The sequence below is a fragment of the Cytophagales bacterium genome, from assembly GCA_033344775.1.
In the GTDB taxonomy this organism is placed as follows: Bacteria; Bacteroidota; Bacteroidia; order Cytophagales; family Cyclobacteriaceae; genus JAWPMT01.
The window spans coordinates 1,012,581-1,028,061 of the sequence record JAWPMT010000004.1 but is presented as its reverse complement, the minus strand read 5'-3'; the positions used below and the strand labels follow the sequence as shown (position 1 = coordinate 1,028,061).

Sequence of the window (15,481 nt, the reverse complement as noted above, 5' to 3'; positions counted from 1 at the left end):
AAGGAGGCCCCAAAATCTTTTTCATGAACCAAGAAAAGAACATTAGCTAATGAAGGCAATACTCAATAAACTATTCAGGCATCAATCTCTTGACAAACAAGAGGCCAAAGAAGTACTCTCGAACCTGGCATCAGGGAAGTACAACAACAGTCAGATGGCGGCTTTTTTGACCGTTTACCTGATGCGAAGCATTACCGTAGATGAGTTGGAAGGATTTCGAAATGCCATGTTGGAACTTTGTGTCCGTGTGCCATTGGAAGATTTTAACACCATCGATCTATGTGGGACTGGGGGGGATGGGAAAGACACCTTTAACATTTCGACACTATCCTCTTTTGTCACAGCTGGTGCGGGTCAGCATGTGACCAAGCACGGAAATTATGGTGTGTCCAGTAAATGTGGTTCATCCAATTTGTTAGAATCGTTCGGATGCAAATTCGGTAACGATCAGGATGTCATTAGAAAGAGCCTTGACCAGTCAGGAATCTGTTTCCTGCATGCTCCGATGTTTCACCCAGCCATGAAAAATGTAGGGCCCGTTCGGAAAGAACTAGGCGTGAAAACGTTCTTCAACATGTTGGGGCCTATGGTGAATCCGGCATTTCCTCAAAATCAATTGGTAGGAGTGTTTAGTCTGGAATTGGCCCGTTTGTACGGCTACCTGTATCAAAAAGGCGATGCCAATTTCATGATCGTGCATGCACTGGATGGCTACGACGAAATCTCCCTGACCGGTGATTTCAAAGTGATCAGTAACAAAGCAGAGCAAGTCATGAGTCCAAATAATCTGGGACTGCCTCAACTAAAGATGGAAGAACTCAGTGGTGGTGAAACCATTAACGATTCGGCGACAATTTTCACGAATGTGCTGGAGAATAAGGCAACGGAAGCGCAGAAGAGTGCGGTACTTGCCAATGCAGGCCTTGCTATTTCGGTGGCTAAGAAAGTCAGCACCGAAGAAGGGGTCAATCAGGCACGGGAATCCATCGAATCAGGAAAAGCATTACAATCATTCAAAAAATTCATTGAGATCAATAGTTAAAATGAACATTCTCGATCAAATCGTTGCGGATAAGCAAAAGGAAGTACAGGAGCGAAAAGAGCTTTTTCCGGTAAAACTGCTGGAACAAAGCATCTACTTTGGAGGCAATCCGGTTTCGCTGAAGAAGTACATCAGAAGGGAAGATAAGGCGGGGATTATCGCCGAGATCAAGCGCAAGTCCCCTTCGAAGGGCGTCATAAACCCTAAAGTATCCATCGAGCGAACTTCCATTGGTTACATGCAGGCTGGTGCATCTGGCTTGTCAGTTTTGACCGATAACAAATATTTTGGAGGAAAAAGTGAAGACTTGAGTGAGGCCAGAAAGTTCAACTTCTGTCCAATCCTGAGGAAAGACTTTATTCTGGAAGAATACCAGCTCATTGAAGCGAAATCAATTGGAGCGGATGTGATCTTGTTGATCGCAGCCATCCTTACACCTGAAAAAGTGAAGTCTTTGGCAGCGTTCGCGCATACCCTGGGCTTAGAGGTGTTATTGGAAGTGCACAGTGAAAAAGAATTGCAGGATTTCATTTGCCCGGAGGTAGATCTATTGGGAGTGAATAACCGCAATCTGGATACGTTTGAAACGACAGTTGAAACATCAAGGAAGCTGGCTAGCCTGATCCCTGATGATTTCGTGAAAGTTTCAGAAAGTGGTATCAATGATCCTCAGGTCGTTGCTGACCTCATTGAACATGGATTTGAAGGCTTTTTAATTGGAGAATATTTCATGCAACACGGAACACCCTCCGCAGCATGTGGTTCCTTTATTAAACAGATTAAGTCTTTAAGGTCCTGATTCTCCCCTCCTTGGAGGGGCCGGGGGTGGGTCCTCTTGAGAGAGATTCAATTCTCATAAGTTAATAGAAATGGATCGTCATTGCGATGCTAAGAAGCAATCTCAAATATGGTTTCGAAGCAGAAATTCAGAAAGACTGCCGCTTCGGTGTTGACCGACCAGGCGGTCCGATTCATTTCTTCGCAGTGACCGGGTCGTAGACGAAACTTAACTTACGAGAATTTGTAGAGGATATTTAGGGTGTGTTAAATGAAATAGAATTATAATCAGAATGAAACTCAAAGTCTGCGGCATGCGAAATCCGGAAAACATAGAAGCCATCAGTGCGCTTCAACCGGATCTCATGGGCTTCATCTTTTACGAGAAGTCCAAACGATTAGTCACTCCTGATGCCTGGGTATTGGAAAAAGTCTGGGCCTTTCAGGGACATAAAGTCGGCGTATTTGTCAATGCAGAGTTAGAGGAGTTGTTGGAAAACGTCGCTGCTTTTCGCCTGGACTATGTACAACTACACGGAGATGAGGCCCTTGAGTATGGAAAGAAACTTCATGCAAAAGGTATCAAGATCATCAAAGTGTTTGGTGTGCAAGACCAGATGCCCAGTGAAGCGATTAAGGAATGGGAGCCCTACACGGACATCTTTTTGTTCGATACCCAAACCAGTAATTACGGGGGAAGCGGACGAAAATTTGATTGGGCCATATTGAATGAGTATCCATCCGAAAAACCATTCATGTTGAGTGGTGGCATTGGACTGGAAGATATAGAAGACATTAAAAAACTAGCCATCCCAAAACTCTGGGGGATCGACGTGAATAGCAAGTTTGAGCTGGCGCCCGGAATGAAGGATGTCGAAAAAGTAAAAGCATTAAAACAAGCATTATGTTGAAGGATACGGAGCACTTTGCAGTAGATGGGAATGGATATTACGGGAAGTTTGGAGGAGCCTACATTCCCGAGATGCTTTACCCGAATGTGCAGGAGTTGAGAGAGAACTATGAGCGCATCATGAATAGTGATGGCTTTCAGGAACAGTTCCGGGCGCTATTGAAAACCTACGTGGGACGCCCGACACCCTTGTATTTCGCACAGCGATTGTCGGAAAAGTACGGGGCGAAGATCTACCTCAAAAGAGAAGACTTGTGCCACACCGGTGCCCACAAGGTGAACAATACGATTGGACAGATCCTCATGGCGAAAGCTCTCGGTAAAAAGAAGATAATTGCCGAAACAGGTGCTGGACAGCACGGAGTGGCAACAGCTACCGTTTGTGCACTCATGGGCATGGATTGCATCGTGTACATGGGTAAGCTGGATACGGAACGTCAGCGACCCAATGTAGAACGCATGAAGATCCTTGGGGCGGAAGTTCGGCCGGCTACATCCGGCAGTCAGACCTTGAAGGATGCAACCAATGAAGCCATGCGGGCCTGGATCAGTGATCCGGTGGGAACGCACTATATCATTGGTTCGGTCGTCGGGCCACATCCATATCCTGATATGGTGGCAAAGTTCCAGTCGGTGATCAGTGAAGAAATCCAGTCACAGTTGGAGGAAGAGGAAGGAAGAAATGCCCCGGATCGGGTAATTGCCTGTGTAGGCGGAGGATCCAATGCAGCCGGTGCTTTTTATCACTTTTTGGATAATAAGTCCGTGGAACTGATCGCGGTAGAGGCGGCTGGATTAGGGAACACCAGCGGTAAATCCGCAGCAACCACAACCCTGGGAAAAGAAGGCGTATTACATGGGAGTAGAACCCTGTTGATGCAAACAGAAGACGGTCAGGTAGTGGAGCCATATTCTATTTCCGCAGGATTAGATTATCCTGGTATTGGTCCGATTCATGCTCACTTGTTCGATTCGGGTCGTGGCACCTTTTTGAGTGCGACCGATGAAGAAGCCATGCAAGCGGGCATTGCGTTGAGCCGATTAGAAGGGATCATTCCCGCCATCGAAACGGCCCATGCCTTCGCAGCATTAGATCAACTCGATTTGGTCAATGACGAAGTGGTGGTGATCAACCTGTCGGGAAGAGGAGACAAAGATTTAGACACCTACATCAAGTGGGGGAAATATTAGTAAAAGCCAATAGCGAAGAATCCATAGTCGACAGTCTACTTAAGGGTGCTAAAAACTATGGACTTTCGACTACTGACGGATAATTTGAAATAAGTATTAATGGAGAGTAGGATTAACATATGTTGTAATCCCTCTTCACAGAATAAAATGAACAGAATTGATAAAATATTTGAGGAACGCGGAAAAGACCTCCTGAACGTGTATTTCACAGCAGGTTATCCTGAGCTTGGAGATACGCTTCGTATTGCGAAGGCCCTTGATCAAAACGGAGCCGACTTCATCGAGATTGGGGTGCCATTTTCTGATCCGGTTGCAGACGGCCCAACGATCCAGGAAAGTTCAGAGACTGCTTTGGCCAACGGCATGACCCTGGAGTTGCTTTTTGAGCAGCTTGCTGAATTAAGGAAGGAAGTAAATGTCCCAGTGCTGCTAATGGGTTACATTAACCCAATCCTGCAATATGGTTTTGAGCGCTTTTGCCAAAAGTGCCAGGAAGTAGGAATTGATGGCCTGATCTTGCCAGACTTACCGATGTATGAGTATCAAACGCATTACAAGGCGGTATTGGCGGAGTATGGTTTGTACAACATCTTCCTGATTTCACCGCAGACGGGAGAGGAGCGTATTCGAGAGATCGATGAGCATTCGCAAGGGTTCATTTACATGGTGAGCAGTGCGGCCATCACCGGAGCCAAGTCGAACATCTCTGAAAATCAGGAAGCCTATTTCCAGCGCATCAACGACATGAATCTGCAACGAAAGCTATTGATCGGTTTCGGCATCTCTAACCACGAGACTTACACCAAAGCCTGTCAATACGCCAACGGCGCCATCATCGGCAGCGCCTTCATCAAGCAATTGAAAGAAGACAGTTCCGAAGCAGCCATTAAAAACTTTATTGAAAACATTAAAAAGAATAGCCCGCAAGAAGTTTAGAATAATCCCCACTTTTTAGGGATCAAGTCCCCCTTCTAAAGGGGGTGCCCGAAGGGTGGGGGATTTGAAAGCTCAAGGACTATAAAAAATGATAACCCATGATCATCCAATTCAATAACACCATCAACCCGACGACCAAACAAGACGTCATCAATCGAGTAAACGAACTCAAATACAAAACCACCGAAGTAAAGACCCAAAAAGGAGACTACCTGGTGGGCATCGGTAAAGCCGCATTCGACGTACGCGAAATCGGTCACTTACCCGGAATCGAAGACATCCACATCGTAAGCGACGATTACAAACTCGTCTCCCGCAAATGGAAAGTAGATCGGACGGTCATTGATTTAGGTGATGACGTGAAAATAGGCGGAGGTCACTTCGGTTTGATGGCCGGACCTTGCAGCATCGAAGGCGAGGAGAACATCCAAAGTACCATCGATCACCTGAAAGCCAATGGCATCACCTGTATGCGAGGTGGTGTTTATAAACCAAGAAGTTCCCCTTACTCTTTCCGAGGTTTAGGGATCGAAGGATTGAAAACCTGGTACAAACTCGCGCGCGAGGCAGGCATTAAGATCGTGACCGAAGTAATGCAAGTTTCCCAGATCGAGGAAATGTACGATTACGTGGACATCTACCAGGTCGGAGCCCGAAACACCCAGAATTTCAATTTGCTGGATGAACTCGGTAAAGTGGATAAAGCTGTGATGATCAAACGCGGTATCTCAGGTACTATCGATGAGCTATTGTACAGCGCAGAGTACGTATTCTCTGCTGGAAATGAAAACCTGCTGTTGTGCGAACGAGGTATCCGTACCTACGAGAAAGCCTCCAGAAATACCTTCGACATCAACGCCATTCCAATACTAAAGGACAAGACTCACCTGCCAGTAATTGCAGATCCTTCACACGGGATAGGAATCAGAGACCATGTCGAGCCAGTAGCGTTAGCATCCGTCATGGCCGGAGCTGATGGCGTCATCTTCGAGACCCACAACATCCCCGAAGAAGCCTTCTCCGACGGCCAACAAACCCTCAACTACACCGAAAGTGCCAAACTGATCCGCAAGGTCAGGAAGTTGTTAGAGGTGAAGGACGAGATGTAAGATACAAGCTTCTATGCGATCCAGTCATTCCGGCATTTTTCGATTTAGTTTTTATTTGAAATTGAAAAATGGCCGGAATCTCTTTGCGCTTGTTGTCGGGATTAGATTTCAAATTCTGTCATGTGTCTTAGGTTCGAAGATAACGAGGCCACCAAATGAGGAAAGTATTTTTAGAGTACTTTTCCTTTTCTTTTTCCTCTTTGTAATGAGCTGATAGTGTGGATATTACATTGAAATATACGTTTACTCTTTCGGTTTGAACTTCGTCTTTTTCTCGATTATACCTGATTCCTTCTGGAAATACGAGGGATTGAATATCTTGCTTGAGCTTCGTCTCCTGTATGTCTTTCTTTTCTGATATTGAGCTTTGCCGTATTTGTTTTGATTCACATCTATTGAGAACAAGTTGAGGTCAACCTCTTTTTCTCAATTAATCAGTCATACGTGATAATATTCCGTGATAATATTCCGTGATAATATCCCTTGAATACATGAGAATATCGATGTAATTTTTACTTCGGTAGTAAACTTCCTTGTCGGCAATAAGTTAGATTTGCGTTTTTTTATACAATCAATATCTTTCATCGGAATTGAACTAAAAAATAAACAGCCAATATCTATGCATAAGCGAATCTTTAGTCGTGCCTGGAGTACCCTGGTCGTAATGGTAGTATTTTACTATTCACAGGGTCAGGATTTTTCGGCCTTAGCTCAACGTGCAATTAGGGACGGGTACAGTATAGAACAATTGGAGCAACTGGCTCGTCAAAATGGTCTAAATGCAAGCCAAATCGCTGATTTAAGGTCTCAGGTATTTTCAGCAAGCCCGGCACAAAACCAACCAGTGAATCCAGTCAGAGACGCGCCGGTTATTACGAATACCAGTCCACCTCAAATCCGAGCTAATTCTGCGTCAACCGGTGGAAATGTGGTTTTTGGAATCAATATATTCCGTTCGCAAAATTTAACATTCCAACCTAATTTGAATTTACCGACACCAACGAATTACATCCTTGGTCCAGGAGATGAGATCAACGTGGAATTATGGGGAAAGACGGAACTTACCATGAATTTGGTGGTACGGCCTGACGGCTTTATTAAGCCTACTAACCTAGGGCCCGTTTATGTTAATGGGTTAAGCATCCAAAGGGTGAGATCGGCATTGTTGAAGAAATTGAATTCCATTTATCAAGGATTGATACCGGATGGCAATGGCAATGCCTCAACTTTTGCACTAATAACCTTAAGCCAGATTCGATCCATCAATGTGACAGTGGTGGGGGATGTTGTACTTCCAGGAGATTACACTTTAAATTCTTTGTCCACGGTATATACAGCCCTGCACGCTTGTGGCGGACCTACTCCTAACGGTACCATGAGAGCAATTGAATTGATTAGAGATGGGAAAATCAAATCTAAGATTGATATTTATGGATTTTTGACTGATGGCATCAAGGAGAACGATGAACTACTAAGACAGGGCGACGTGATTCTGGTTAAGCCATATCTTTCCAGGGTAGAAGTTCGTGGGGAGTTTAAAAAACCGGGTTTCTACGAGTTAAGATCCGAGGAGACCCTTGCTGATTTGATCCGCTTTGCCAGTGGATTTACAGATCAGGCCAGACGTGATCAGATTATTGTGGAAAGAATTGAGAGTAATGGGCTAAACCTCATTGAATTAGATTCAGGTGATTTAGAAAGTTTTCAATTAAATGCTGGAGATGCAATTAGGGCAAGAACTAGAAATGCCGCTTATACGAACCGAGTAGTCATCGAGGGAGCAGTAAAGCAGCCTGGAACATATCCATTAGAAGAAGATATGACTTTGAAAGATCTGATTACTAAAGCAATGGGCTTGCGGGGTGATGCATTTGAAACACAGGTTTTTGTATACCGACTAAATGACAAATACGAACAAGAATTGATTACACTAGACCTATCCGAGATCATGAATGGCACAAGGTCTTTAAAACTTGCCCCTGAAGATGTGGTCGAGATTAAATCGATATATGGTTTATCTCAGGAACCGTACTTACAGATCACGGGTCAAATACGAAACCCAGGCTTATATCCATTTTTGAAGAATACGACATTAAAAGACCTGATTTATATTGCCGGAGGATTGCAGATATCTGCCAATCAAGTGGTAGAAATCACAAGATCGGTAAGAGATCAAAATGAACTAGATAACGACGTTTATCGCATAGACCTAGAGAATTCTTCAGATTTTGAATTGACTCCTTTTGATCGAGTCCATGTTAAGCGCAAGCCTGGTACTTTGAATGAAGAAGTTCTGATCGTGGGAGAGATCAACTCGCCTGGAAGGATGTCAATTTTGAGCTCAAATGAGCGCTTGTCTAGTATTGTTTCAAGGGCTGAGGGCTTTACCCCAAAAGCTTACCCAAAAGGAGCAATCCTCGTAAGAAGAAGCGAATTTTACTCGGGTCCCAACAATCTGAATCTGGATCTGGAAAACTTGCAAGAACTCCGCTCAAATATTTTCGAAAATTCAGGTGTAATTATTGGTCAAGGGAACCCGATTTCCAGCAGGAAAGAAAGGATAAGTTCGATAAATGAAAACTCTGGTACTTCCCCTTTATTTGATGTAAGAGCTTCACTTATTAATACGTCCAAGGATTCTTTGCTTTCTTCCTCATTCTCCAATTATGAGGTAGTGGCCATTGATCTTGATAAAGCGATAGAAAATCCGGGTTCTGAGAGTGATATTTTTGTTAAAACTGGAGATATAATTTCGATTCCTACAGAGTTACAAACCGTTCGGGTAAGTGGTGCTATCAGAACCACCATGAATTTGAAGTTTGAAGAGAATAAAAGTTTCAAGCAATATGTAGGTGATGCCGGCGGTTTCCTTAAAGAGTCAAGCAAAAGGTTCAGTGCCGTTCTTTACCCCAATGGTAAGATGGCTCGGGTAAAGCGATTTTTATTTTTCAGAAACTATCCTGATATCGAACCAGGCTCCACGATCATCGTAGGTAGAAAAGGACCAAGAACACCATTTAATCTAGGAAATACGATAACATCCGTAGGTTCCGTTGTAGGTTTAATATTATTAATCCAACGTCTCTAAAGTCATCGTTTAAAAAAGAGGTTAATGAATTCGTTTGAAGAGGAAGATTTAGATCTAACGAAAACAATTAAGATTATTTGGAAGCGGAGGAAACTCATTATTATAACTGTGGCCACATGTCTCCTATTAGGACTTATTTTCAGTCTGCTGTCGCCTGATGAGTATGCCTCTAAAACGGTGATTCTTCGAGAAGTAAGTCCTAATTCTGCAGGAAGAGGATTTTCAAGATTAGCAAATCTTGCAGGCATATCAAGCGCTGGCCTAACTAGTACTGGTGAGATGTCTCCTGCTGTTTATCCAGATATTCTAAATTCACGTCCATTTCAGGAGGAAGCATTAGCTATTATAGTTAATTCAAAAAAGTATGGTGATGGTATTGTTTTGAGAGATTACCTCCTTAAAACTGATGAAGACAACTTATTGAAAGCCCTGAGAAGATACACTATTGGACTCCCTTTCAAGATCCTCAGAAGTTTCCGGTCATCCAGTGCAGACAGAGGAAAAAATCAACTTAGTGTTGAAACTGAAAGTTTTATCAAATTAAGTCCCAGTGAAGTAGTGGCTTCCTCTCTTTTGGCGAAAGCTATTACCATAGATACCGATCAAACTACCGGAGCGATTACTATCGAATGCTTTTTGAATGAACCGGAGCCATCGGCTATTCTTACGGATCACGTAAAAAAGAAATTGGAGGCATTTGTCCGGGATTACAAGACACAAAAGATCAAGCAAGAAGTTGAATTTATGCAAAATTTGCATGATGAAAAGAAAAGAGAATACGAGAAAGCACAGCAAGCCCTAGCCACTTACAAAGATTCAAATAGGATTGTTTCTAGTTCTTCAGGGCTCACAGAAGAGCAAAGTCTTAATGATAGTTACCGGCTTGCCTATTCCCTATACAATCAGATAGCTGCTCAACTCGAAAATAAAAAAATAGAACTTCAAGAGGTAAAACCTGTTTTTACAACCATACAGCCAGTTATTCTCCCGAGAAAACCGGCTTCCCCCAATATCATAAAATCATTATTCCTTTCGGTATTTATAGGGTTTTTCCTGGGTTTTTGCCTGTTGTTTGCCATTGAGTCGAAGTTATATATTCAATCAAAATGGTAACCTAAGCACATGCTTTATCTGATTCGAGGAAATGATTTCAAGGCCAAAAAATGGAAAGAGGCTGCCCCGGAAGGTGTCAATATACATTTGATTAAGGGATCCAGAATTTCCTTTGGCCTGAAGGTTTTCAAAAAAACAATCAAGCTAAAAGCAAGAGAAGTTGTCGTAATTCAACGGTACTTGAATGATTACCCGAGTCTACTCAAAAGTATCCTACTCTTGTGTACAGAAATATGCCTACTGTTCTACTTAAAACTTAGGGGTATTAAATTTTATTGGGTATGTCACAACATTAATCGCGAGTCTCATGAGAACTTCCCAGCAATACTGAGAATTCGGAGGAAGTTAACGATACGTGATGCCCGGAAGATTCTGGTACTTGACCCTATTTTGGTAAAGTATGCAAAGGAGAAATTTCATGACTTTAGGGGTGAAATCTTACCCATAAGCTTTGGTGAGTATGAAAGAAACGTTTCGATTCATTCCACTAAAGAGGCTGGTGAAAAGAAGATGCTCAATGGTCCAAATGCCTTTAGATCCCTATCATGGACAGATTTGCTCACGAGCATAAAGTCATTTCGACCTCAAAATGGATATTTAGGGTTTTGCGCCGGATCAGTTTTAGAAAAGAAAAAATATTTGGAGAACATTCCTAAACTAATTGAAGCGGCTAAAAAACAAGGCAAAAACCTCAAACTTTTAGTCGTTTCAGATTTAAGAGAAATTGAAAACCAGGAATTACATCAATTTTTGGTTTCGGCCCCTGAGATTTTCTTCGTGAACAGTTTAGTGTCGCTTGATTTATCGGAGTTAGCACATCACATTGATTTTTATTGGACCGGTTATGATGATTGGTCTATGCCATACAGCGTTTACACTGCAGTAAGTACCAGTACTCCTACCATCACGATGAACATCGGTGTACTACCTAGAGTAATGGAAGAGTATGAAATAGGTTTGACATTGTCTGAGAATTTTGAAAACCTAAATTTTTGCCTGGAGCAGTTGAATGAAAAAAGGTTTGCTTACACAAGTTTTTTAGGGACCCATAAATGGGAAAACTTTGGAATAATTATTCAATGAAACCTGAAATTGTACATATCGGATTTTCAAAATCTGCCTCCACATACTTGCAGTCTATTTTTCAGGAGGTCAATGATGTTGACTATTGTTACAAGTCTGGAAAGTTTGATGTTGAAGAACCTAAGGAAGGACAGAGGGGCGCAGAATTGGGTTTGATTAGATTAGAAAGTGATGAACATATTATTCTACCGGAGTGGCATCCCATTTTACATCGTGTACGCGTTACAAGATTTAGTGCACTCCCAAAAGTTTTCACCAGAATAATCGATCGTTCAGAACATCCCAAGGTGATCCTTGTTATTCGGAATCAGTACCACCTCATTGTATCCAGGTATTCACAATTTATTGTCGGAAGTGGGGGTAAACTGCATTTTCAGGAATTTTTAGATGCAATGATTGAAGGTGATGAGAATTATTTCGATAATCGCTACCATCGTATTCAGTGCGCACTTAATGACTCATTTGAAGAACAAAATGTGAAAGTTCTGATTTACGAAGAAATCAACAAGCGTGGTGCTGAAATCGTTGAAGAGCTAAATCAATTCACGGGCTTAACTTTCACCTATAAACCAGCAAAATTCAGGTCTCGACGCAAAGGGCTATCTAAAAGAGCACTAAACTGGGTTAGAATATTGAACAGTCTGTTGATCCGATCAAAACAACCTAAAATTGATCAAGTTCGAACAAGAATACCAAAGTTGATCTACGTTTCCCTTGTTCGTGTCATCAGGTTATTTGACAGTATATTTCCTGGCGATAAGTTAATCCTTACTAATGAGCAACATGAGAGAATCTCTGCTTTATTCAGTGAAGATAACGAGCGATTAGCTAAATCTTTGAATCGAAACTTGTCAGAATTAGGATACCACTAAAGCATTATCATGAAACGGATTTTTGTGATTTATATCCTGTCTACCATTCTGATCGTCTTGATTTTAGGTGTCGCTTTTTTCGATCGCTACCTTGAGTTTTGGGATGTATTCGTGATCAACCTTGGATATATTTTGGCTTTCACAATGGTGGTCTTATTTCTGCTCTCGAGGAAAAATATCCGGGTCCGACACCTCTTATTCTTCTCTTTTGTAGTTCCTTTCACGGCAGGTTGCATCTACGTGTTTTCAATTAATCAACATACAGATTTACTATTCCAATATGTTCCTAGCGATGCACCATTTTATGATCAGGCAGGAAGACAAGTTTCCAAGGACAATGTGTTTATGGGAATTAACGAGCTAATGTCCGAAACCAAGTATGGTCTGGATGATATGGGTATGATTTTTTATGTGGCTAATCTCTATAAAATAATCGATTCTCCGCTTTTTGTAAAGTTTGTGAACTTACTAGTGAACCTGTTAAATACTTTTCTGATTTTTAAGATTAGTCACAAATTCATGCTAAAGAGGTACGCTATTTTTGCGGCCCTTTGTTTTTCCATATCCTCCTTTAACATTTGGTTTTTGATCTCTGGGTTAAAAGAACCAGTGATGTTGTTTTTCATTCTGGTGTTCTTTTACTTCATGCTTCAATTCTCGTTGAATAATCGTAAGGTGTTCCTTTTCCTTATGCTATGCAGCGGCTTGATGTTGGGCTTTTTTAGAATAGAAGTAGCACTTTTCTTGTTCATAGCCGCACTTGGAGGAATGCTCTTTCGCAATGGGCTGAATCTAAAAAAAATACTGGTGGCCTCCGTATTATTCCTCAGTGTGCTATCAGTCATATTTATTTTCAGAGAACCATTAAAAATCGTGAATTTTAACCGCCAAAATGCAACCGTCTATAAAGGAGAGGAACAAGCATCCAAGATTAGTCTTCCCATTGTCGTTGTTTCAGGAGTTATTGGTCCGCTCCCCACACTCATACCACACGCCAGGAAAAGATTGTCGGATGTTTCTGTTTTTGGCGCCTCTTTAATCCTGAAAATGGCCATTTCTTTCTTTGCCATCATCGGGCTGTTTTATGTATTCAGGGATAGTCATCATCACCTTTTACCTATCGTTTCTTTTACGTTACTAGAAACCCTGGGGTTGATCATCATTGACAGTACTTTTAAATTACGTTATTCATTACCCCATCTACCCTTCATGTACATATTAGGCTTTTTTGGCATGTATTATTTATTCGAAAAAGGAATAAAGTATAAAAAACTAATAATTGAAGTCGCCCTGGGTTTTCAAATAGGTACAATAGGACTAGCATTGCTTTGGAATGTATTGAGAATGTAGATTCAATTGATCAACAAAATGAAAGGTGATCGTATGGTATTTTTCCTTGGATGCTCGAGAACGGCGAGTAAGGGCTATATGCACGTGCTCAATGAACACACAACATATAATGTGACGAGAGAGCTACACCTACATAAAAAGAACAAAGGAAATACAGTTTACAAGTGTTATCAGAAGTTTAGCAGTAACAAAAACGTTGGATTGCTCGCGCAAGAACTGGAAAATCTTAAAAACGCTTCCTATTGGAAATCTGATGATTTTGTTGCCCAAAAATTTCAAAAATTCCTGGAAAAAACCAATACTGCCAACTTAACATATTGGGGGTTAGTGAGCAAGATATTGGAATTCGACTCGGATCAAAAAAATAAGGAATTCTGTGGGGCAAAGTTTCCTCTACATATTGCTTATTTTCCCACGCTGAAAAAACATTTCCCTAAAAGCCAATTTGTGTTTCTGGCCAGGGATCCACTTACAATGGCCTTTTCCCAGTTTAACAAACACAAAATGACTTCATTTTCTCGCAGGTTTACTATGCTTTTATACACGGCAATCATGTTTAATTGTACAATTTTGTTCGGAAATATTTTCAGGCCAAAAAATAGCACATTTATTAGCTACGAAAATTTCAAAGCTGATAAACGTAAGATCATTCAGGATTTATGCAAGTTTTTAAATATCACTTTTGATGAAGAGATGTTGGACATTCCTGTACTTGGCTCAAGAATTCAGACAGATTCTAGTCCTTATAAATTAAGTAAACTTGAATCACTGGGACTAAAGGTTTTTACCTTCCCATTTTTAATTGTTTACCGTCAATCGATGATTTAAGTGCAAAAAGTAACCTTAGTATTACCAGTTTTACCTCATTACAGAATTGACTTGCTTACTTTGTTAAGTAGTGAGTACGAGAAAAAAGGCATTAAGCTTACCGTGATCACTGGCACCAATGCAGGTAAAAAGAGTGTCAAGGAAGTGAAGGCTGAAGGGTTTGAACTTATTCATAATGAAACAGTAGGCCTGACAATAGCCAAGTTCGAGATCCAATGGCAAAAGAAGCTCATTTCAAGTGTAATGAGAACCAGTCCAGATAAAGTGATTATTCTTTATCACGCCGGCAAAATCAATTACAACCTCCTGCTACTAAAATTGCAGCGTCGGCGTATACCATATGTGTTATGGGGCTCCGGTTCAGGTGACCGCCGAACGGACTTAAGTCCTGTGCAACGCTACGTGAAAGCTTGGTTTAAATCTACTTTTATTGAAAAGTCCCATACCTACCTTACTTATGGGACGATGTTCAAGGAACAGCTTATTAAACAAGGTTATCCAAAGGAAAGGATATATGTAGCACAAAATACCATCAACGTGGAAGGCATCTACAATCAGGCAGAAGCGAAGCAACTGAGGTCCGCAGGTGTACCGTTGAAGTTCCTTTTTGTAGGTGTAATATTCAATAACAAGCGGTTGGATACGGCCATTGAGGCATTTCGGATTCTGGCTGAGAAAGGTTATGACTTTAGGTTTGATGTGGTGGGGAATGGTGAGATTATTTCGACACTACAGCAGATGGTTGATGAATATGGGTTGTCAGATAAAATAATATTTCACGGACCTAAATACGGTGACGAGGTAAAAGCATTTTTCCAAGGTGCAGATGTATTTCTATTGCCAGGTACCGGAGGGTTGGCTGTAAATGAGGCCATGGCTCATGGACTTCCTGTAATCACCACACCCGGTGACGGAACCGCCTATGATTTGATCGAAAACAAGGTGAATGGCTTTATCCTGGATTTCGATTACAAAGTCGAGGACCTTGAAAAGTGTTTGTCTTTTTTTGCCGAGCAGTCCCCAGAGAGTATTTTGGAAATGGGTACAAAAAGTCGTGAGATCATTAAAAGTAAGGCTAGCCTTGCCAATATGGTGAATCAGATCGTTAAGAGTTCAAAGCATATTGTCTCCTGATGTTCCTCTCAGCTTAATTCAAAAAATCGTAAGTTTCAGTTACCCATA

Annotated in this window: 13 protein-coding genes; all 13 read left to right on the top strand. The window is 41.6% G+C overall.

Annotated features, from left to right (window positions below):
* Positions 1 to 49 precede the first annotated feature (49 nt).
* The 13 genes from trpD (at position 50) to R8G66_13020 (ending at position 15,433) form a co-directional block, all read left to right on the top strand.
* Entirely contained in the window at positions 50 to 1,042 is a 993-nt protein-coding gene (gene trpD / locus R8G66_13080; GenBank protein MDW3193298.1) for an anthranilate phosphoribosyltransferase, read from the top strand.
* Between the two features lies 1 nt (position 1,043).
* Complete coding sequence (gene trpC, locus R8G66_13075) at positions 1,044 to 1,841, top strand: indole-3-glycerol phosphate synthase TrpC (GenBank protein MDW3193297.1); 798 nt, start codon at positions 1,044 to 1,046, stop codon at positions 1,839 to 1,841.
* 271 nt (positions 1,842 to 2,112) lie between these two features.
* Entirely contained in the window at positions 2,113 to 2,730 is a 618-nt protein-coding gene (locus tag R8G66_13070) for a phosphoribosylanthranilate isomerase (protein ID MDW3193296.1), read from the top strand.
* Entirely contained in the window at positions 2,724 to 3,920 is a 1,197-nt protein-coding gene (gene trpB / locus R8G66_13065) for a tryptophan synthase subunit beta (GenBank protein ID MDW3193295.1), read from the top strand. The genes R8G66_13070 and trpB overlap by 7 nt, the downstream gene beginning before the upstream one ends.
* Before the next feature lie 147 nt (positions 3,921 to 4,067).
* The gene (gene trpA / locus R8G66_13060) at positions 4,068 to 4,856 is read left to right on the top strand and encodes a tryptophan synthase subunit alpha (protein MDW3193294.1); all 789 of its coding nucleotides are present in this window, start codon (positions 4,068 to 4,070) and stop codon (positions 4,854 to 4,856) included.
* A gap of 98 nt (positions 4,857 to 4,954) precedes the next feature.
* On the top strand, positions 4,955 to 5,965 hold the full coding sequence (aroF, locus tag R8G66_13055) for a 3-deoxy-7-phosphoheptulonate synthase (protein MDW3193293.1): 1,011 nt from the start codon (positions 4,955 to 4,957) through the stop codon (positions 5,963 to 5,965).
* A gap of 619 nt (positions 5,966 to 6,584) precedes the next feature.
* Complete coding sequence (locus tag R8G66_13050; GenBank protein MDW3193292.1) at positions 6,585 to 9,053, top strand: SLBB domain-containing protein; 2,469 nt, start codon at positions 6,585 to 6,587, stop codon at positions 9,051 to 9,053.
* A gap of 24 nt (positions 9,054 to 9,077) precedes the next feature.
* Positions 9,078 to 10,166 carry a Wzz/FepE/Etk N-terminal domain-containing protein gene (locus tag R8G66_13045; protein ID MDW3193291.1) on the top strand — a complete coding sequence of 363 codons (1,089 nt, stop codon included), beginning with the start codon at positions 9,078 to 9,080 and terminating at the stop codon, positions 10,164 to 10,166.
* Between the two features lie 9 nt (positions 10,167 to 10,175).
* Positions 10,176 to 11,249 (top strand): hypothetical protein, encoded by a 1,074-nt coding sequence (locus R8G66_13040; protein MDW3193290.1) that lies wholly within the window; start codon positions 10,176 to 10,178, stop codon positions 11,247 to 11,249.
* Positions 11,219 to 12,121 carry a sulfotransferase domain-containing protein gene (locus R8G66_13035; protein ID MDW3193289.1) on the top strand — a complete coding sequence of 301 codons (903 nt, stop codon included), beginning with the start codon at positions 11,219 to 11,221 and terminating at the stop codon, positions 12,119 to 12,121. The genes R8G66_13040 and R8G66_13035 overlap by 31 nt, the downstream gene beginning before the upstream one ends.
* A 9-nt stretch (positions 12,122 to 12,130) precedes the next feature.
* Positions 12,131 to 13,471, top strand: coding sequence for a hypothetical protein (locus R8G66_13030; GenBank protein ID MDW3193288.1), 1,341 nt, complete (start codon positions 12,131 to 12,133; stop codon positions 13,469 to 13,471).
* A gap of 18 nt (positions 13,472 to 13,489) precedes the next feature.
* The gene (locus R8G66_13025) at positions 13,490 to 14,299 is read left to right on the top strand and encodes a sulfotransferase (GenBank protein MDW3193287.1); all 810 of its coding nucleotides are present in this window, start codon (positions 13,490 to 13,492) and stop codon (positions 14,297 to 14,299) included.
* Positions 14,300 to 15,433, top strand: a complete 1,134-nt coding sequence (locus R8G66_13020) for a glycosyltransferase family 4 protein (protein ID MDW3193286.1) — start codon at positions 14,300 to 14,302, stop codon at positions 15,431 to 15,433. It abuts the gene before it with no gap.
* Positions 15,434 to 15,481: the final 48 nt, after the last annotated feature.

Excerpts from the sequence above, each read along its gene's own strand:
- R8G66_13070 (MDW3193296.1), top strand. The coding sequence starts at position 2,113 with ATGAAACTCAAAGTCTGCGGCATGCGAAATCCGGAAAACATAGAAGCC.
- R8G66_13050 (MDW3193292.1), top strand. The coding sequence starts at position 6,585 with ATGCATAAGCGAATCTTTAGTCGTGCCTGGAGTACCCTGGTCGTAATG.
- R8G66_13045 (MDW3193291.1), top strand. The coding sequence starts at position 9,078 with ATGAATTCGTTTGAAGAGGAAGATTTAGATCTAACGAAAACAATTAAG.
- R8G66_13025 (MDW3193287.1), top strand. The coding sequence starts at position 13,490 with ATGAAAGGTGATCGTATGGTATTTTTCCTTGGATGCTCGAGAACGGCG.
- aroF (MDW3193293.1), top strand. The coding sequence starts at position 4,955 with ATGATCATCCAATTCAATAACACCATCAACCCGACGACCAAACAAGAC.
- R8G66_13040 (MDW3193290.1), top strand. The coding sequence starts at position 10,176 with ATGCTTTATCTGATTCGAGGAAATGATTTCAAGGCCAAAAAATGGAAA.
- trpD (MDW3193298.1), top strand. The coding sequence starts at position 50 with ATGAAGGCAATACTCAATAAACTATTCAGGCATCAATCTCTTGACAAA.
- trpC (MDW3193297.1), top strand. The coding sequence starts at position 1,044 with ATGAACATTCTCGATCAAATCGTTGCGGATAAGCAAAAGGAAGTACAG.
- trpB (MDW3193295.1), top strand. The coding sequence starts at position 2,724 with ATGTTGAAGGATACGGAGCACTTTGCAGTAGATGGGAATGGATATTAC.
- trpA (MDW3193294.1), top strand. The coding sequence starts at position 4,068 with ATGAACAGAATTGATAAAATATTTGAGGAACGCGGAAAAGACCTCCTG.
- R8G66_13035 (MDW3193289.1), top strand. The coding sequence starts at position 11,219 with ATGGGAAAACTTTGGAATAATTATTCAATGAAACCTGAAATTGTACAT.
- R8G66_13030 (MDW3193288.1), top strand. The coding sequence starts at position 12,131 with ATGAAACGGATTTTTGTGATTTATATCCTGTCTACCATTCTGATCGTC.